The 17910-nt window shown below is 71.1% G+C and carries 15 protein-coding genes; 6 read left to right on the forward strand and 9 right to left on the reverse strand.

Features of this window, described 5'->3' with window-relative positions; all coding sequences use genetic code 11:
- Positions 1–20 precede the first annotated feature (20 nt).
- A complete protein-coding gene (locus tag A3CQ_RS56550; protein ID WP_020518116.1) occupies positions 21–1373 on the reverse strand; it encodes a hypothetical protein in 1353 nt (450 codons plus the stop codon).
- A gap of 138 nt (positions 1374–1511) precedes the next feature.
- Complete coding sequence (locus tag A3CQ_RS0147940) at positions 1512–1796, reverse strand: GlsB/YeaQ/YmgE family stress response membrane protein (protein ID WP_020518117.1); 285 nt, start codon at positions 1794–1796, stop codon at positions 1512–1514.
- A gap of 324 nt (positions 1797–2120) precedes the next feature.
- On the opposite strand from A3CQ_RS0147940, the gene A3CQ_RS56555 reads away from it, so the two are divergent.
- Positions 2121–2537 (forward strand): STAS domain-containing protein, encoded by a 417-nt coding sequence (locus A3CQ_RS56555; RefSeq protein ID WP_084699531.1) that lies wholly within the window; start codon positions 2121–2123, stop codon positions 2535–2537.
- A 171-nt stretch (positions 2538–2708) separates the two neighbouring features.
- Here the strand turns inward: A3CQ_RS56555 and A3CQ_RS0147950 are convergent, their stop codons facing one another.
- Positions 2709–3323, reverse strand: a complete 615-nt coding sequence (locus A3CQ_RS0147950) for a DoxX family protein (RefSeq protein WP_020518119.1) — start codon at positions 3321–3323, stop codon at positions 2709–2711.
- 694 nt (positions 3324–4017) lie between these two features.
- On the opposite strand from A3CQ_RS0147950, the gene A3CQ_RS0147955 reads away from it, so the two are divergent.
- Positions 4018–5019 (forward strand): Acg family FMN-binding oxidoreductase, encoded by a 1002-nt coding sequence (locus tag A3CQ_RS0147955; protein ID WP_020518120.1) that lies wholly within the window; start codon positions 4018–4020, stop codon positions 5017–5019.
- 48 nt (positions 5020–5067) lie between these two features.
- On the opposite strand, the gene A3CQ_RS0147960 is transcribed toward A3CQ_RS0147955, so the two are convergent.
- Complete coding sequence (locus A3CQ_RS0147960; RefSeq protein WP_020518121.1) at positions 5068–6516, reverse strand: ricin-type beta-trefoil lectin domain protein; 1449 nt, start codon at positions 6514–6516, stop codon at positions 5068–5070.
- A 134-nt stretch (positions 6517–6650) separates the two neighbouring features.
- Here A3CQ_RS0147960 and A3CQ_RS0147965 point away from each other — a divergent pair, with 134 nt between their 5' ends.
- Both A3CQ_RS0147965 and A3CQ_RS0147970 read left to right on the forward strand, forming a co-directional pair.
- Positions 6651–7637, forward strand: coding sequence for a cellulase family glycosylhydrolase (locus tag A3CQ_RS0147965; RefSeq protein ID WP_026207024.1), 987 nt, complete (start codon positions 6651–6653; stop codon positions 7635–7637).
- Positions 7638–7646: 9 nt separating this feature from the next.
- Complete coding sequence (locus A3CQ_RS0147970; protein WP_026207025.1) at positions 7647–8876, forward strand: ROK family protein; 1230 nt, start codon at positions 7647–7649, stop codon at positions 8874–8876.
- Positions 8877–8917: 41 nt separating this feature from the next.
- Here the strand turns inward: A3CQ_RS0147970 and A3CQ_RS0147975 are convergent, their stop codons facing one another.
- Both A3CQ_RS0147975 and A3CQ_RS0147980 read right to left on the reverse strand, forming a co-directional pair.
- A complete protein-coding gene (locus tag A3CQ_RS0147975; protein WP_026207026.1) occupies positions 8918–9970 on the reverse strand; it encodes an MBL fold metallo-hydrolase in 1053 nt (350 codons plus the stop codon).
- Positions 9971–10049: 79 nt separating this feature from the next.
- Positions 10050–10262: a DUF8691 family protein gene (locus A3CQ_RS0147980; protein ID WP_020518124.1), complete on the reverse strand. Its 213-nt coding sequence runs from the start codon at positions 10260–10262 to the stop codon at positions 10050–10052.
- Positions 10263–10388: 126 nt separating this feature from the next.
- Between A3CQ_RS0147980 and A3CQ_RS0147985 the strand changes: the two genes are divergently transcribed.
- On the forward strand, positions 10389–13046 hold the full coding sequence (locus A3CQ_RS0147985; RefSeq protein ID WP_020518125.1) for a winged helix-turn-helix domain-containing protein: 2658 nt from the start codon (positions 10389–10391) through the stop codon (positions 13044–13046).
- 40 nt (positions 13047–13086) lie between these two features.
- On the opposite strand, the gene A3CQ_RS0147990 is transcribed toward A3CQ_RS0147985, so the two are convergent.
- Complete coding sequence (locus A3CQ_RS0147990; protein ID WP_020518126.1) at positions 13087–13764, reverse strand: VC0807 family protein; 678 nt, start codon at positions 13762–13764, stop codon at positions 13087–13089.
- Between the two features lie 51 nt (positions 13765–13815).
- The gene (locus A3CQ_RS0147995; RefSeq protein WP_020518127.1) at positions 13816–14505 is read right to left on the reverse strand and encodes an HAD family hydrolase; all 690 of its coding nucleotides are present in this window, start codon (positions 14503–14505) and stop codon (positions 13816–13818) included.
- Between the two features lie 90 nt (positions 14506–14595).
- Between A3CQ_RS0147995 and A3CQ_RS0148000 the strand changes: the two genes are divergently transcribed.
- On the forward strand, positions 14596–16443 hold the full coding sequence (locus A3CQ_RS0148000) for a glycoside hydrolase family 9 protein (protein WP_020518128.1): 1848 nt from the start codon (positions 14596–14598) through the stop codon (positions 16441–16443).
- On the opposite strand, the gene A3CQ_RS0148005 is transcribed toward A3CQ_RS0148000, so the two are convergent.
- Positions 16436–17908 carry a DUF2252 domain-containing protein gene (locus A3CQ_RS0148005; RefSeq protein WP_211216820.1) on the reverse strand — a complete coding sequence of 491 codons (1473 nt, stop codon included), beginning with the start codon at positions 17906–17908 and terminating at the stop codon, positions 16436–16438. The two genes, A3CQ_RS0148000 and A3CQ_RS0148005, sit on opposite strands and share 8 nt — an antisense overlap.
- Positions 17909–17910 lie beyond the last annotated feature (2 nt).

Raw genomic sequence — 17910 nt, forward strand, 5'->3', positions numbered from 1 at the left:
CCGGGCCGCCGCGGGTTCGGTCAGGGGGTGAGGGTGACGGCGTACGCGTCCTTCGCGCTCGTCCAGTTGACCGAGACGGTGATGGCGCCGCCGCTCACGGTCACCCGCGAGTTGGAGACGACCGTCGGGGCGCTCACGTACGCGTTTGTCGACGGCATCCGCTCCACCAGCACGTTGACCGAGCTGGTGCCCAGCCACGACGGGATGCCGGTGTACCGGATGTCGATTGCGCCCTGCGCTCCCCCGGCCTTCGCGCCGTAGACCGCGAGCGACCGGCGGGCCGACGAGTCCTGGAACACGATGCCGTCGTGGCTCGAGCTCGGGGTGATCTTCGTACGCTGGCCGGTCTGGCTGGCGTATCGCTGGTAGACCCACCACTGCCCCATCGGCTGGTTCGCGTTCGCCGTGACCAGCCAGCCGAACGTGTCGTACAGGGACGGCGTCTGGCCGACCATGCCCCAGTTCGCCCGCGCGCCGTCGCAGTTGCAGCGCTCGAGCCGGGAGATGTACCACGCCGACGGGCCCGGCTGCTGCTCGTCGCCGAACGCCCCGTACTCGTTCACCGAGGTGCCGCTGATGGCGATGCCGCGGGACGAGAGCATCCCGGAGAGGTTCGCCGCGTCGGTGGCCGGGTCGCCGGGCAGGTCGTGCCAGCTCATGATGTTCGGCACGACGTTGTTGGCCTTCACGTAGTTGAGGTACGTCGTCCACCACGAGTTCGACGCCGTCGGCACGCCCGCGTAGCTCGGCCCCTCGATCACCGCGCCCGGGATGGCGGCCCGCACCAGCTGGGTGCCGCGCCGGATCATCTCGAGGTACTGGCTCTGGGTGCGGCCCCAGAAGAAGATGTTCGGCTCGTTCCACATGTCCCAGCGCACGTCGGAGCCGGTCATGCCGTTCGCCTTGGCGTCGGCGATCAGCTGGTTCACGAAGTTCGTGTACTCCGTCCAGTTGCCGCCGTCGCCCGGCCACCGCGGCACGTTGCAGACCCCGTCCGACCCCCACATCCCCGACAGGAGCAGGCTGAACCGCGCGCCGGTCGCCCGGGCCCGCGCGTAGTACGCCTTGATGAAGTTCCACCGCGCGGCGTACCCACCGTTCACGTACCCGCCGTTGGGGCACCCGATCTGCGATCCGCCGGCCCGCATGACTTTGACCTTGATCTGGCTCTGCAGCGAGGCCGAGGGGGACGCCCCGTTCTGCGAGATCCCGTAGATGAAGCCCGACGCCCGGTAGGTGGGCGTGCCACCGAAGGCGGTCATGTCGACGGTCATGGTCTCCACCGCGGCCAGCGCCGGCGCGGCGGGCTGAGCGACGAGAGCGAGGACGAGCAACACGGGTACGGCCAGCAGCCGACCCAGCCGATGCAGCATCTGCCAACTCCTTCGGGGGAGGGGACCCGCCGCGGGAGTTGACCGACCTGATCGGCTCGACGGAAAACTGTTTCCTTCACCTAAGTAGTTGGATTTGTCGATGTCAAGGAAACGACTCGGAAACTTGTTTCCTTGCGTCTACGGGGTGGCCTTCCCCGACCGGCGCAGCAGCCATCCGGCCACCGGGATCACGATCAGCGTCCCGATGATCGCGCTCAGGATGCCGCCCCAATCGAAGATGTCGTCGTCCCCGATGCCCAGGCCGAGCGTGAAGATGACGTACCCGACCACCGCACCGACCAGCCCCAGACCTATCGAGACCAGCCACGACGCCGGCCCGCTCATCTTGCGGAAGACGTCGCCCGGCATGAGCACCCTGGCGATGACGCCGGCGACGAACCCGAGAAGCAGCGCTCCGACCATGATCGACCTCCTGTCGCGACCTGCGCGTGCGACCAGCCTCGTGCCTCCGCGGCGCGGCTGCATCACCCCCATCGGGTGGTCGTGGCCGCGCGGCCGATCTGAATCGAGCCCGCGGCGGCCCGCCGCCCAATCGGCACAACTTCCGATGTCGGTGTCCCAAATGGAGGGCTCTAGCGAGTAGTGTGCGGGTTGTTACCGCATCGATGTGCGCATCTCGTCGAGCCCGCAACGCTCGCGATCCTCGGGTCGTTGCCTCCCCGGCCACGGGTCCGGACCCCGCCCGCCCACCACGCACTCTCTGGAAGTCGTTGGGCTGGAGGAACCATGTTCAATACGTTCGCGCCGGTGGCCCCCGCGGGGCTACTGCGCTTCGACACCAGTTGTCCATCTCCGGGAACCGCCCGGGTCGCCGTGACCGGCGAGATCGACCTGTCGACCACCGACCTGCTGCGAGCCCGGCTTTTCACCGTTTTTGCCGCGCTGAATCCCCGCCGCATCGAGGTTGATCTCGCCGGGGTCACGTTCCTGGACTGCGGCGGACTCAGCGTTCTGGTCGTCGTGGGCAACCTCGCCGCCGGCGCCGGCTGTCAACTGCGGATCACGAACCCGCAACCCGTCGTGAGCCGGATCCTGGGCCTGACCGGGCTGCTCGGCATCCTCACCGCGGAGTTCGATCCGGCACCCCCGACGGCGCATGCCGCGGGCGTGACCGGGTCGGTCGGCATTCTGGTCGCCGTCTGATCCGAGCTGCCTTCTCGCGCCGGCACCGCGTCCGTCGGCTGTGAGTTCCGATCACGAGGTAGCGGGCGCCCGGTCACGGCGACCTTCTCAGGATGGGCCCGGCCGCACCCGTCAGCTCCTGACGGATACGGCCGGGGCCGCTGGTTCACGGGCGGGTGAACCGGCGACGTCCTACTTGAGCCAGGTCGCGCGCCGCACCAGCGGCAGCGACGACCAGGCCCGGCCGAGGCCGAGGGTGTCTCCGGCGCCGAGCAGGGCCAGCACGATGAGGATGGCGGCGTAGATCAGGTGGTCGTCCAGGAACGGGTTGCTCGCCGGGGGCAGTACCGCGGTCCACATCATGATGGTGAGCAGCGCGCCGGCGCCGGCCGCCAGGCGCATGCCGATGCCCAGGATCAGCGCCACGCCGACCCCGAGCAGGGTCGCCATGAACAGCACGTCGATGACGGCCGCCCCGGCGATCGAGTGGTAGAAGCCCGCGAACGGGCCTTCGGCCGCGGAGCCGAGGAATCCCTTGGTGGGGCTGCCGCCGTTGAGCCACGACTTCGCCGCGGTCGTTTCATGGCCGAGCCCGAATGTCTTGTCCAGGAACGCCCACAGGAAGATCCAGCCGAGGGCGATCCGGATTCCGGCCAGCAGGTACTGTGCGGCGGCTGCCGACCGTGCTGCCGAGCGTGTCGCAAACGGCGGGGCCAGGCTCGGGCGGCCGGGCCGGGTTTCACCGGTGTCCGGCGTGTGCCTCGGCTGCAAAGTGGTGCTGTTGTGGTCGTTGGCGATGTCTACCATCGCACTCACATACTCTCTGGTTGCTCATAGAGCAGGTTCCCGCGAAGCGAACGCCCGCGGAATGACATGGTGACCGGCCCGGACCGCTCCGCGTCCGTGCGAAACAGCGACACTGGTGGTCGCGCGGCGCCTGAAGGAGTATGAGCGGGTCGTGACGACCTCGGCTCAGGACCAACTCGAAGGCGGCGGTGGGAGAGGCGAACAGCCACCGGGGGCTCGAGTGACATGCTCACCCTACGCGCATTCGGTCCAACAAGCGCCGTGCCAGGGCGCCGATCACGTCACTGACGGCAAAAGGGGACCGGTTCGACTGCCGCGCCCTCCGGGACGGCGTAGCGTCGGTGGGGAGCAGCGTTCGCACAGCGACGCCGCACTGCGTGCCCGCTGACGCGTACCTCCGCCGCCTGGACCCTGCGGGTACGACCTGACACGACCGGCGCTTCGCTCGAGGTGTCGTCCCCGTAACCCCTCGCCTGCGCCGTCGCCGCGCCACGCCGATTCGCTCTCGCCTCCCGCGGCAGGCAGGGCAGGCCGGCGGTGTCGATGTCTCGTCGACGCCGAGGTGGCCGTCCGCCCCATCCGGCCGGTTCCTCGCCTCGATCGACGCTTCACCCGCGGAATGACCGCCCATGCACATTGTCGACACTCGACCGCTGGGCACCGCCGGGGCAACCACACCGAAAGGAACCTCACCATGGACACCGATGCCCTGACCCACCCCACCGACACCCAGGTCGCTACTCACGCCCTCGGCGAAGCGGCGGCCGCCGCCGGCTACGCCCCGTCGATCCACAACACCCAGCCTTGGCGGTGGCGGCTCACCACCGACACCCTCGAACTGCACCTCGTACCCGACCGGGTTCTGCCGGTCACCGATCCCGACGGACGGCTGGCAACGCTGAGCTGCGGCGTCGCATTGCACCACGCCCGCGTCGCCCTGGCCGCCCAGGGCTGGGCCGCCACCGTGAACCGGCTGCCGGAGAACGCGGACCGGGAGCTGCTCGCCCGCATCCATGTCGAAGGGCGGGCTCCGGTGGATCTACAGGCGATGCGGCACCTTCAGGCCATTCCCTTGCGCCACACCGACCGGCGCCCGGTGACCGGCACGCCGGTCGACCCGGCCGACCTGGCCGCGATCACCGCGGCCGTGGAGGCGCAGGAGACCGGGTTACACACGCTGCGGGCCGACCAGCTCCTCGAACTCGCCGCCGCCGCCGATCACGCACAACGCAGCGAAGCCGCCGACCCCGCATGGCAGACGGAACTCGCGTACTGGACCGGTGCCGCCCGGCCGCCCGGGACCGGCGTCCCCGATTCCGCCATCCCCGACCACACCAGGCAGACCACGGTGCCCGGCCGCGACTTCGGCCATCCCGGCTCGCTGCCCGTCAACGCCGGCCATGACAAGGCGGCCGTGTTCGTCATGCTCTACGGCGACACCGACCAGCCCCTCAACTGGCTGCGCGCCGGCGAAGCGCTGTCCGCCGGCTGGCTCACCGCCACCACACACGGCATCTCCGTGGTACCGCACAGCGCGCCGATCGAAATGATCGCCACCCGCCAGGCGATGCGCGCGATGATCGCCAGCATCGGCTACCCCTACCTGCTGTTACGTCTCGGCACGATCGACTCGGCGGGCACCGGCACCCCACGGACACCCCGACTGCCCGACGACCAGATCATCGACCGCACCTGAACCGACCGGGCCCGGCGTCCATTCCGATCGGACTCGGGAGCGTTCACCTCAGAACGCGGTGTTCGGCCGTGTGGCCGGGGAGGCGATCTGCCACGCCTGGCCGGCCGAGCCGTCGCATTCACGGACGTCCACCGCGGCTCCGTTGCCGTCGCCGGCGGCGGCGAGGCAGAGGCCGGGGTTCGCCGCGCTCGTGATCGTGCCGTCCGGGTTGACGCTCCACCGCTCGGACGCGGCCCCGCCGCACTGGCCGATCCGCACGGGAGCGCCGGCCGTGCCGCCGTTGCCGATGCCCATGCACTTGCTGCCGTAGACGGTGAGCTCGCCGGCGGCGGTGCGGTTCCAGGACTGATTGCCGCCGCCGTTGCAGTCCCAGAGGTCGAGCGCGGTGCCGTCCGCGGTGGAGAAACCCGGCACGTCGACGCAGCGGCCGGACTCGACGCCCCTGATCTGCTCGCCGGGCGGCGCGGGCGGTTCGTCGTTCACCGGCGGGCTGTCCCCGAAGCCCCAGCCCCAGCGCAGCTGAGCGAGCCCGGACTCACTGTTGACCCTGAGCTTGCCGGCGACGTCGGGACTCAGCAGGGAGTACGAGTCGCCGAACCGCAGGCCGGGCCAGTAGACGAGGCCCATGCCGGTGCCGCGGGCGATCTCGGTGATGGCGGCCAGGTAGGCGGTGGAGACGTTGCCGTTGTGGTTTCCGTAGTTCAGCCCGATCGTCATCGGCGCGCCCGCCTCGTCGACGATCGTCCGATGGGCGTACGCGCCGATCCGCGGCAGCAGGTTGGCGATCCACTCGGCCTCGGTGGTGTAGTTGGCCCAGAACCCGTAGAAGTGCAGCGACAGCAGCGTGCCGTTCAGCGCGGGCGCCGCGCCGACCCCGGTGACGTTGTCGTTGTAGCCGGTGCCGCTGATCACGACCCGGCCGCGCGGAACCTTCGGGTGACGGGACAGCCAGTCCGAGCAGAGCGAGACCCACTCGTCGAGGGTGTAGCCGAACGGCTCGTTCATCGGCTCGAAATAGACCCGGGAGTTCCGCCCGTACGCGTCCACCACGGTCCGCCACATCCGCTGCCAGGCGGCGGGGTCGTCGACGCGGCCGTCCTTGGCGGTGTCCGACTCCCAGTAGCTGAGGATGACCTTGAAGCCGCGGGCGGTGGCGGCGTCCACGGCGGCGCGGTACGACGTCCACCAGGCGGTACCGACGCTGGCCGGGTTGATCGGCAGGCGCACCGTGTTCGCGCCGAGCTTGGTGCGGAAGCTGTCGACGACCCCCGTCGCCGTGCGGTACGCGGTGCGGTAGTCGTCGCCGGTGGCGAGGCCGCTCGGCACGACCGGGCCGGCGGTGTAGTTGTCCCGGGGATCGGCCCAGTTCGCGCCCCGGAACTGGGCCGGCGGAACCCATGCGTACCGATCGGCGGCGGAGGACACGCCGGCCCAGGCCATGGTCACGGTCAGGGCGACCGCGGCGCCGATCGAGATCATCCGTGCGAGCCGGCGCATCTTGTGGCACCCCTTCCGCTGACCCATATGTTAACCATCGTCGATACATCTACCAGGCTCTTGACACGTGCGCAACAGCCCGTCAATCATTCAGAAACTCTGATGTTTGCGTAAACATCCTCAGGGAGGCCGTGATGAGATCTCGGAGCATCCTCGGCGCGGTCGTGGCCGCCGCGGTGTCGGTGTCAGTACTCGCGTTCGCGCCGGCGGCATCCGCCGCCACCAACAGCTTCCGGGGCGTCAACTGGGCCGACGCCCGGGACAACTACGTCGACGGCTGGGTCATCCCGACCGGCCTCACCGCCTCCGACAGCTACAGCACCGTGCGCGGCAAGGCCGACGGCATCCTCGCCGGTTTCCAGAACCTGCTGGGGGCCAACACCCTGCGCCTGCCGGTCAACCCGCAGAGCGTCAACTCCGCCTGGTGGGCTTCCTACCAGGGCGCCGTCGACTCCGCGCTGGCGCACGGCATGAAGGTGATCCTCAGCTACTGGGAGGCGAACACCCACAAGGACGGCCTCGTCGACGACACCGCCGCCTGGAACACCATGTGGGACACGATCACCTCCGGCTACGGCGGCAACGCCAACGTCTACTTCGAACCGATGAACGAGCCCTTCGGCTACAGCCTCAGCTCATGGGTGTCGCTCTGCTCCGGCTGGCTGTCCCGGCATTCGGCCATCCCGCGCGGCCGGGTCCTGATCAGCGGCACCGGCTACAACGACAACGTGACCGGCGTCGGGGCATCCAGCGCGCTCAGCGGCACGCTGCTGTCGCTGCACTTCTACGGGTTCTGGGCGTCGGACACGACCCGGTCGGCGTGGACCACCAATCTCAGCAACCGGCTCGGGTCGTACTCGTCGCGCACGATCATCGACGAGGCCGGCGCGCCGATGACCACCGGGCTCACCTACACCGGCGGCCAGAACCAGGACGGCAACGTCTTCACCGCGTACTTCGCCGCCACCACCGACCTCACCCGGGCCCGGCAGATGGGTGTCGTCTACTGGCCGGGCCTGCGCTCGGGCGACAGCTACTCGATCACCCGGCAGAGCGGCTCCGGGCTGGCCGTGAACAACGCCTCCGGGGTCGCGCAGCTGCGCTGGGGCTGGGGCCTGTAGCCGGTTAGCATGACCGCTTGGGCAGCGGGTAGGGGGCACAGCATCGCCAAGGGGACGTCGCGGGACATTCGCGTGGCCAACCGGTTCGAGGTCATGCGAGTCGTGATCGCCCAGTCGCCGGTGTCCCGCCGGCGGATCGCCACGGAGACCGGGCTCAGCATCGCGACGGTCGGCACGGTCGTCGGTGAGCTGCTGGCGGCGGGACTGCTGCTGGAAGTCGGATTCGAGGACTCCGCCGGTCGCCCGCGCGCGTTGATGGCGGTCGACCACGCCGGTGGGGTGCTGCTCGGCGTCGACGTGGCCGAGACGTACGTGCGCGTGGATCTTTTCGACGCCGCCCTGACCTTCCTGGACGGCGTCGAGGAGGCGCTGAGCCCCGACGAGAATCGCCCCGGCCAGGTGGTCGGCCACATCGTGTCCGGGGTCCGGACGGTACTGGACCGCGCCGGGGTGCCGGAGCGACGCGTGCTGGGCGCCGGGATCACCGTTCCCGGCCAGGTCGACCACCGCGGCGGCGTCTCGGTCTTCGCGCCGAACTGGGACTGGCACGACATCCCCCTGGGCCGCCTGCTCGCCGAGCGCCTCGGCGTCCCGGCCCATCTGGACAATCCGCTCCGCGCGGCGATCGTCGCGGAACTGTGGTTCGGCGCCGGGCGGCGCCGCGAGGACGTCGTGGTGCTGAACCTGGGCACCGGCGTGGGCGCCGGCCTGGCGTTCCGCGGGACGCTCTACCGGGGCGCGACCAACAGCGCCGGCGAATGGGGGCACACCACACTGGTGCTGGACGGGCGGCCGTGTCATTGCGGCGGCCGCGGATGCGTCGAGGCCTACGTCGGCGCACCCGGCATCGTCCAGCACCTGCGCGAGCTCGACCCGGACAGCCCGATGCTCCACGTCAACGACCAGACCGCGACCATCGACGCCCTGACCCGGGGCATAGAGGCCGGCGATCCGATCGCGCAGAAGGTGGTCGCGGAGACCGCCCGCTATCTCGGCGCGGCGGTCGCCAATCTGATCAACCTGCTCAACCCCGAGGCGATCGTGCTCAGCAGCTGGGTCGCCACCCGGCTCGGCGAGCCCCTGCTCGCCGAGGTCCAGGCGGTCGTCGCCCGGCACGCGCTCGGCCGCCCGTTCCTCGCCACCGAGATCGTCCGGTCGACCCTGCCGGGCGACTCGGTAAGCCTGGGCGCGGCCACCCTCGCGCTGGAACGCTTTCTGTCGGACATCGCCGGGCGCTGACCACGGGAGCCGGCGCCGCCGGGCCGGCGCCGGCGCCGGGTTCAGTCGTGGACCTGCGAGCCGATGCCGAGGTCGAGGCGGACCGACTCGAGGATCAGGAACGTCGTGCTGTCGGTGTAGACGTCGACGGCGGCGAGCACGCCGGTGTACTTCTTGATCACCGGCGCGGAGGCGTACTCGACCTGCGCCGCCTGGTACGCCTTGACCGCGGCCCAGCTGTTGTTGCCGTACTTCACGAAGAACGGCGTCGGGTCGACCGCCACCAGGGCCTTCTTGATGTTGTCGATGAGGTCGTCCACGTACTGCTGGTAGACGACCATGTCGGCGCGGGTGCCGAGCCGGCCCATGTGGCCGCCGATGAAGGTCTTCCACGGGTACGCCATGGCCTTGGCCGGCGCGGCTATCGAGCCGGGCACGTCCTCGTTGATGTTGAAGGTGTCGAACGGCGCCCAGCCGGGCAGGTTGAGGTCGACCAGCATGAGCGTGTCGTGGCCGGGGAAGTGGATGTAGATGTTGTCCGGCGTGTGGTTGGTGCCGTGCCACGCCAGCTCGACCCGCTCCCCGCCGACCCGCAGCGTGTAGCGGTCCTCGAACGTGACGTCGGGAGCCGGCCGGGTCGGGTCGTTGTCCCGCAGCAGCAGCCGCTTGTTCTCGGCGTGGCCGATCCGCGTCACGTGCCGGCCGAAGAGCGACGACGCGCCGAGGTGGTCGGCGTGGTGGTGCGAGTAGACGATGTGCGTGACCTTGTTGGACACCCCGTTGGCGGCGGTGATCTCGTCGATGGCGCGCTTCAGGTTCTGCCCGATGCTCGGCGGCGCGTCGAACAGCACCACGCCGTCCCGGGTGGTGAGGAACGCCGCCTGGTAGGTGCCGTCGGTGACCCAGTACAGGTTCTTGCGCACCCGGCCGACGAAGTAGCCCTGCGCGTTGACCGCCGGGCCGAGCGCCGACGGCGGGATCGGCGCGTAGTCGGGCAGCGTGTCGGTGCCGGTGTCGGCGTGGGCGGGCGTGCTTCCGGCGAGGGCGGCGACCGCGGGAACGGCCGCGAGTGCGGCGCTGCGGGCTAGGAAAGAGCGGCGGTCCGTGGCAGACATGGACTTCCTTTCACCGGTTCGGGTTCTTCGTGAGGCTCGCCGCCGGGACGGTGAGCGGGCATCACCGGATTCCGGTGATCTACTGGGGATCGAGCCGGCGCACCTCGAGCAGGTCGAGGCCCAGCGCCTCGATCTCGGCCAGCACGCCGAACAGGCCGGGTTGGTCCAGCACCCCGGTCAGGACCGTCTCCGCCCCGCGCCGCTCCCCGGCCATCCGCGGGAAGGCCGACAGGAACGTGACGCCGAGATGGCCGTTGACGCGGATCAGGTACCTGGCCGACGGAGGACCCATGCTCCGACGGTCCGGCATGACGCGGTGAGCCCGCATCGCCGGGATCCGGCGATGCGACTGTGTCGCGTCTGGCGCCCGGCACGTAACGTGTACCCGGTGCCGACAGGCAGGGGATCGAGTTCAGGCGTGGCAATCGGGACGGATCAGCGAGGGCCGGGGCCGGCGGTTCCGCGGCTGATCGAGCGCGCCGGGCTCCTCGCCTCCCTCGATCGCGCGGCCGAGGCCAAGGTGACGCTGATCTCGGCGCCCGCCGGCAGCGGCAAGACCTCGCTGTTGCGGGCCTGGGCGGCCGGCCCGGGCCGGTCGAGCCGGCCGGCCGTCGTCCAGGTGCAGCGCGACCAGCAGGACTCGCAGCAGTTCTGGATCGCCGTCCTCGGCGCCGTCCGGCGGGCACACGGCCGGTCCGGCGACCGCGAGCGGCCGGCGCCGACACCCGAGTTCAACGAGGGGACGATCGTCGACCGTGTTCTCTCCGAGCTCACCGGGCATCCCGGCCGGACCGTCCTGGTCATCGACGATCTGCACGAGCTGACCTCGCCGGAGGCGCTCCACCAGCTGACCCAGCTTCTGGAGAAACTGCCCGTGCGCGTGCACGCGATCCTCGCCACCCGCCGCGATCTGCCGCTGCATCTGCACCGGCTGCGCCTCGCCGGTGAGCTGGCCGAGCTCCGTACGGCCGAAATGCGGTTCACCGAGCGGGAGACCCGCGAGTTCCTGGAGGCCTCGGGCATCGCCCTGTCCGAGGCCGGAGCCGCGCTGTTGCACCAGCGCACCGAGGGCTGGGCCGCGGGTCTGCGGCTCGCGGCGATCTCACTGGCCGGCAGCCCGGACCGCGAGCGGTTCGTCGCGGAGTTCTCGGGCAGCAGCCGTACGGTCGCGGAGTACCTGCTCGCCGAGATGCTGGACTGCCAGCCGCCCGAGGTCCAGCGGCTGCTGCTGCGGACGTCCCTGCTCGACCGGGTCAACGGCGAGCTGGCGGACCTGCTGACCGGTCATCCCGGCTCCGAGGGAATCCTGCTCGGGCTCGAGGACGCCAACGCGTTCGTCATCTCCCTCGACCCGGACCGCACCTGGTTCCGGTACCACCGCCTCTTCGCCGACCTGCTCCGGCTCGAGCTGCGCCGGAGGCTGCCCGACCAGGTGCCGGCCCTGCACCGGCTGGCCGCCGGGTGGCTCGGCGAGCACGGCGAGATCATCGACGCCGTCCGGCACACCCAGGCCGCGGGCGACTGGTCCGACGCGGCGCGGCTGCTCGCCGACCACTCGTTCGGCCTGACCCTCGACGGGCAGGCCCAGACGATCCAGACCCTGCTGCGGGCCTTCCCGCCGGCCGCCGTGATCGAGGGCCCGGACATCCCGCTCGCACGGGCGACCAACGAGCTCGCCCGGGGGCGGCTGGACGAGGCCGCCGCGCACCTGACGGTCGCCGAGACCTCGATCGCCGCGACTCCGGTGGACCGCCGGCACCGCCTCGAGGTGGCGATCGCGGCGCTGCGACTGTCGCTGGCGCGCAAGCGCGGCCACCTCGCGAGCGTGCTCGACCAGGTCACGTTTCTCGCCACGCCGCCGGCCGGGCAGTCCGACGAGGACATCGCGCTCGACAGCGACCTGCGCGCGGTGGCGCTGATGAACCTCGGCATCGTCGAGGCGTGGTCGCTCGGCAGCCAGGACAGCCAGCGGCATCTGCGGGAGGGCGCCGATCTCGCGCGCCGGATCGGCCGTCCGTACCTCGAAGTGGCCTGCCTGGCCGAGCTCGCCTTCGCCTCGAAGGTCGAGCCGTTCGCCACCACGCGGCGACGCTGCCGGGAGGCGATCGCCCTCGCCGAGCAGCACGGCTGGGGTACGGAGCCGGTGATCTCGCCGGCGCTGGCGAACCTCGCGGGCGTGCTCATCTGGACCGGCGAGTTCGACGAGGCCGAGCGCTGGCTGAGCCGCACCGCCCGGGCCCTGGAGACGGACACCGGGCCGCTCATCAGCCTGGTGCTGCACATGGCGACCGGCATGCTGTTCGCCGGCCGGGGGATGCGGCACGAGGCGCTCGCGGAATACCGGGCGGCCGAGGATCTTCAGGCCCAGCTGGAGGGCCCGCACGCGCTCGCGCGGCAGCTGACGAGCTGGCGGCTGGCCACTCAGGCCCAGCTCGGGCGGCCCGGCGAGGCCCGCGCGTCGCTGGCCGCTCTGGACGACGGTCTCGCCGGCTGCGGCGAGATCCACAACGCCCGCGCGGCCATCTGCCTCGTCGAGGACGACCCGGCCGGCGCCCTCGCCGCCGTGCGCGCCGTCCTCGACGGCACCGCTCCCGCCATCGGTTACATGACGGTCGTCGAGGCGAACCTGCTGGCGGCGCTGGCCCACCGCGAGCTCGGCGATCCGCGCGCCGCCGTCGTGGCCACCGAGAACGCGCTGGCCCTGTCGGAGGCGGACCGGCTCGTCCTGCCGTTCGCGACGACGGGCTCACTCGGGCTGCTCGAGGCCATGCCACGGCACGAGACGGCGCACGCGGCCCTGCTGGCCGACATCATCGACGTCCTGCGTGGATCGTCGCTGTCCGTACCGGACTCGCTGGTGAAGATCGAGCGACTCAGCCCGAGCGAGCTCCGGGTGCTGCGCTATCTCCCGACGAACCTCTCCCGGCCGGAGATCGCCGGCGCGCTGTCGGTCTCGGTGAACACCGTCAACACCCACATCCGCAACATCTACGCCAAGCTTCAGGCCCAGGACCGGTCGTCGGCCGTCCGGCGAGCCCGGGAGATGCGGCTGCTCTCGGCCGGACCGGCCACCTGAGGCCGGACCGGCCACCTGAGGCCGGACCGTGGTCCCGGCGTCAGGCGCCGCGGAGCCGCAGGGTCACGCCCGGCATCCGGCGCAGCGTCCGCAGCGCCCAGACCGCGCAGATGCCGATCGTCACCGCGCTGAGCAGGCCGCTGAAGAACGGGCGCGTCACCAGCCCGAAGCCGAGCCCCCAGTGCAGCAGCCACAGGCTCATCCCGGCGTCGAGCATCCGGGAGACGCCCCACACGACCGTGACCTGCGTGAACAACCGGCGGATGCCGTCATGCTGGAACAGCTGGGCGGGCAGCGACACGAAGTCCCGCGCCAGCCGGATCGTGATCGGCCGGCCGATGGCCGCGCTGCCCAGGAAGAGCACCCCCAGCAGCGCCGAGCCGAAGACCGGCTGCAGCACGTAGACCAGCGCGCTGGACAGCACGAGCGCCAGCGCCGCCCGGCCGCACAGCATGCCCGCGGACAGCAGCAGCGTGCTCGGCAGTGGATGACCGAGCACCCGGCGCAGGCCGAGCACGAGCCCGCACCAGGCGATCACCGCACCCAGGCCCCAGACCAGGCCCGCGGTCTGCAGCAGCACGTACAGCAGCAGGGTGGGAACCGCGATGGTCTCGGCGAAGACCCGAGCGCCCCGGACCAGCTGCGGCCGAATCTTGCCGAGCTCGATCACGACCTCGTGGCCGGCGCCGGGCAGGGCCGTGTCCCGATCAGAAGTCATCCCCGGTCCGGTAGGTCGACGACGGTGAGCCCGGCAACCATACCGGGTGGATCAGGCCCGGATCAGATCGGGTAACTCCGACATATCGCCGAAGACGAGGCCGGCTCCCGCCGCGCGCAGGACCGCCGGCGCCGCATGGGTCGGGCCCGGAGGCGCGAACCCGAACACCGTCGCCCCGGCCGCGACGCCCGCGGTGACGCCGGCGACCGAGTCCTCGATCACGACGGCCGTGGCCGGATCGACCCCCAGCGACGCCGCGGCGGCCAGGTAGACGTCGGGGGCCGGCTTGCTCCGGGGCATCTCCATGCCGCTGAAGACCCGGCTGCCGAAGTACCCGTCCAATCCGGCGATCTTCAGCTGCATCTCGGCCTTGCCGCGGTCGGCCCCGGTCACGCAGGCGAACCGGTCACCCATGATCGTGGCCACGGCCCGGACCGCCTCCAGGGCTCCCGGGATCGGGACGAGGCCCGCCCGCAGCGCCGCGTCGCGCCGGCCGCGGAAGGTCGCCAGCCAGGCGTCGTCGATCCGGACCCCGGTGTGCTCGTAGATCACCGCCCACTCGTCCCTGAGCGCGCGCCCGACGAACAGCTCGATGCACTCCCGCTCGGTGATCTGCCAGCCGAGCTCGATCAGCATCGTCCGCAGGACGCCGTTGGTGATCGGCTCGGAGTCGACGAGGACGCCGTCGCAGTCGAAGAGAACGGCGGAGAAGCGCGGGACGTGAGGAGACACGACCACCATCAAAACATGAGCCGATCTCTTGACCGTACGCGGACGCCGGACATACGGTCCGTTGGTCTGTTAAACAGTCTTCCTATTCGGAGCCGCCTCATGTCCGCGACGTCCGGCGCGTTCAAGATGGTCATGGGTCTGCTGCTGCTCTCGGCCACGGGCGCCGCCGCGCCACCGGCGCAGGCGGTCGTGCACGGCGTCATCCGGGTCAACCAGGCGGGCTTCGCGCCCGGCGAGAGCAAACAGGCATACCTTATGACCACGGCGGCGGCCCCGGGCGCGCGCTTCACCGTCGTCGACGCCGCCGGCCGGTCCGTGCTGTCCGGGCGGGCCGCCACCACCAGCCGCGGCTCCTGGAACGCCGCCTACCCGGCGGTCTATCCGATCGACCTCAGCGGGCTCGACCGCCCCGGCACGTACCGGATCCGGGTCCAGAACCTCGAATCGCCGGCGTTCCCCGTGCGGCCGGCCGCCGACCTCTACGGCGACCTGGTCCGGGACGGCGTCCAGTTCTTCCACACCCAGCGGGACACGGCGCACCGCAATGACGCCGCCGCCACCGTCTACGCGACACCGCACTTCGTCACCGAGGACGTCATCGGCGACGCGGACCTCACGCCGATCGGCGGGCCCGTCGACGTCGCCGGCGGCTGGTTCGACGCCGGCGACTACCTCAAGCTGACCCACACCACCGCGTACGGCGTCATCACCCTGCTCGCCGCGGCCCGGGCCATGGGTCCGGCCACCCCGGCCGCGCTGCGCGGCGAGGCCCGGCACGGCCTCGACTGGCTCGACCAGGCGTGGGACCAGCGCACCGGGACCCTGCACCTGCAGGTCGGCATCGGCTCGGGCAACGAGGCCGGCACCTTCACCGGCGACCACGACCTGTGGCGGCTGCCGGCCGCCGACGACCACGACACCGACCCGGCCGACCGGTACGCCGCCTCGCACCGCCCGGTCTTCGACGCCGCGGCGCCGGGCCGGCCGATCAGCCCCAACCTCGCCGGCCGGGTCTCCGCGGCCTTCGCGCTCGCCGCCCAGCAGGACGCCGCCCGCGATCCCCGCCGGGCCCGGGCCGAGCTGCGGGCCGCCACCTCGCTCTACGCCCGGGCCGACGTGGCGAGCCCGCCCGACCCGCTGGTCACGGCGCTGCCCAACGAGTTCTACCCCGAGGACACCTGGCACGACGACATGGAGCTCGGCGCGACCGAGATCGCCCTGGCCACGCAGCGGCTCGGCCTGCCCGGCGGCCGCGACTACGTGCGCGACGCCGCCGGCTTCGCGCGGGGCTATCTCGCCGGCGAGACCGGAGACACCTTCAACCTGTACGACGTGAGCGCGCTGGCCCACGCCGACCTGGTCACCGCGATCCGGCTCACCGGCGGCCCGCACGGGCTCGCGACCGGCCCCGACCGGCTGGTCGCCGACCTGCGCCGGCAGGTACGCACCGGCGCCGACCGGGCCGCGACGGACATCTTCCACGCCGGGGGCGTCTACACCGACTTCGACGTCGACTCGCACACCTTCGGCCTGATCGCCACCGTGGCGATGTACCGGGCCGCGAGCGGTGACACGACGTACGCGTCCTTCGCGACCCGGCAGCGCGACTGGCTGCTCGGCGCGAACGCCTGGGGCACCAGCTTCATGATCGGCGCCGGTTCGACGTACCCCCGCTGCCCGCAGCACCAGATCGCCAACCTGACCGGCCACACGCTGACCGGCGCGGTCGTGAACGGCCCCAACGACCCCGGGCTGTTCGAGGACGGCCTCGGGGACTACCTGGACGAGATGGTGCCCTGCCCGGCCGACGGCTCCGACCGCTACGCGGCGTTCTCCGGCCACGGCAGCCGCTTCGTCGACGACGTCCGAGCCTGGCAGACCGACGAGCCCGCCCTCGACATGACCGGGAGCGCCATCCTCGGCGCGGCGCTCCAGTCGGTCAGGTGATCGCCGCGACCAGCTCCTTGTGGTCGTGAACGGTCTGATCCGCGTACGCGAACGAGAATTGGACCATTGCCTCGTCGAACCGTTTGCCCTTTCCGAGGTAGCCCGCGATCGCCATCGCGTCACCGGTCCGTGAGTGCGACCGGGCGAGGACGTGCCCGCAGCGTGCGGCGAACGGCACGAGGTAGGGCGCGATGAGCTCGCCGCTCGGAATCACCTTCATGTCGCGGAACTGGCGCACGTAGAAGTCGAATCCACGCACGCTCGTCCAGCCGAGGAAAATGTCGCTGGCCGCCTGGATCTGCCGCTTGCCGCGAATGACGCGCTCACCGTGTGTCGGGTAAGGGCTCGGGGCAAGGTGCTGTTCGTAAACGGACGGTCCGGCCTGCTTGATCTGCAGAAACAGCGGTTCCGTCCCGTTGCGGCCCTGAAGCAGCATGAGGTACACCTGCATGCCGACACTTCCCACCCCGACGACCTGGCGTACGACGTCGACCAGCGTGAATCGGTCGAGCAGCCACCGCCGTTCATAGGGCAGGCTGTCGTGATAGGCCTGCAGCGCCTCCGAGGCGAGACCCTCCGACACGATCTCGGAGATGTGCACCCGCGTCGGCGGGTCCTCGACGATCCGCAGCCGCCCGTCCACGACCTCCGTGAGCTTCCGGGCCGCGCCCGCGCTGGTCCGCTGCCGCGCCCGCTTGGCCAGTCGCGCCGACCGCTCCTCCTGCTCCTCGGGCCCGAACAGGGCGAGCAACTCCTCTGAGGTGATCACGTCGTACCAGATGGTCAGCTCGTCTGCCGTCGAGTAGAAAGCGATTCGCTCGCGATACGCCCGCAATGCCGCTCGCACCGCCGCCAAGGCGGCCCGCTCGTCCAGCCCGGTGTCCCGGGCGAGCACGACCAGACTCGCCAGATAGCGCTTCACGTCCCACTCGAACGGCCCGCGCAGCGTCTCGTCGAAATCGCGCAGATCGAAGGACAACTGCCGTTCCGGCGTGGCCCACAGACCGAAGTTCAGCACGTGGGCGTCCCCGCACAACTGCACCTCGATGCCCGTGTGCGGCCCGGCGCCGAGATCGGCCGCCATCACCGCCGCTGCCCCGCGGTAATAGGTCCACGGCGACGCCGACATGCGCGACATCCGAATCGGCACGAGGTCCGGAACCCGCTTCTCGTTCTGCGCGAGGACCGTGCCCAGCGCGTCATGCCCCCGCGCCGCGCCGTCCCATTCGCCCAGCCGCCGCAACGGCATGCGATCGCGGGCCGCACGCCCGCCGGCTCGCCTCTCCCCCAGCGGCGCCGTCGACGACGAGACCGATCGGTATGCGTGTTCGACAGCTTCAAGCATTCGCCGAAAACTACGGCAGACCGGCCACCGGCACATCACCTGCGCCGGGTGAACCGCGAGCGCTCTGGCCAGATCGACAGTGATCGTCCTAAACTCGCGTTCAGCCGCAGGGAGGTCCACAC

The organism is Paractinoplanes globisporus DSM 43857 (assembly GCF_000379645.1).
GTDB classification, from domain to species: Bacteria; Actinomycetota; Actinomycetes; order Mycobacteriales; family Micromonosporaceae; genus Actinoplanes; species Actinoplanes globisporus.

Bases quoted from the DNA above. Each gene is read 5' to 3' on its own strand.
- A3CQ_RS0147940 (WP_020518117.1), bottom strand. From the start codon at position 1,796: ATGGTCGGAGCGCTGCTTCTCGGGTTCGTCGCCGGCGTCATCGCCAGG.
- A3CQ_RS0148000 (WP_020518128.1), top strand. From the start codon at position 14,596: ATGTCCGCGACGTCCGGCGCGTTCAAGATGGTCATGGGTCTGCTGCTG.
- A3CQ_RS56550 (WP_020518116.1), bottom strand. From the start codon at position 1,373: ATGCTGCATCGGCTGGGTCGGCTGCTGGCCGTACCCGTGTTGCTCGTC.
- A3CQ_RS0147990 (WP_020518126.1), bottom strand. From the start codon at position 13,764: ATGACTTCTGATCGGGACACGGCCCTGCCCGGCGCCGGCCACGAGGTC.
- A3CQ_RS56555 (WP_084699531.1), top strand. From the start codon at position 2,121: ATGTTCAATACGTTCGCGCCGGTGGCCCCCGCGGGGCTACTGCGCTTC.
- A3CQ_RS0147980 (WP_020518124.1), bottom strand. From the start codon at position 10,262: ATGGGTCCTCCGTCGGCCAGGTACCTGATCCGCGTCAACGGCCATCTC.
- A3CQ_RS0147960 (WP_020518121.1), bottom strand. From the start codon at position 6,516: ATGCGCCGGCTCGCACGGATGATCTCGATCGGCGCCGCGGTCGCCCTG.
- A3CQ_RS0147970 (WP_026207025.1), top strand. From the start codon at position 7,647: ATGACCGCTTGGGCAGCGGGTAGGGGGCACAGCATCGCCAAGGGGACG.
- A3CQ_RS0147995 (WP_020518127.1), bottom strand. From the start codon at position 14,505: ATGGTGGTCGTGTCTCCTCACGTCCCGCGCTTCTCCGCCGTTCTCTTC.
- A3CQ_RS0147975 (WP_026207026.1), bottom strand. From the start codon at position 9,970: ATGTCTGCCACGGACCGCCGCTCTTTCCTAGCCCGCAGCGCCGCACTC.
- A3CQ_RS0147950 (WP_020518119.1), bottom strand. From the start codon at position 3,323: ATGGTAGACATCGCCAACGACCACAACAGCACCACTTTGCAGCCGAGG.
- A3CQ_RS0147955 (WP_020518120.1), top strand. From the start codon at position 4,018: ATGGACACCGATGCCCTGACCCACCCCACCGACACCCAGGTCGCTACT.
- A3CQ_RS0147965 (WP_026207024.1), top strand. From the start codon at position 6,651: ATGAGATCTCGGAGCATCCTCGGCGCGGTCGTGGCCGCCGCGGTGTCG.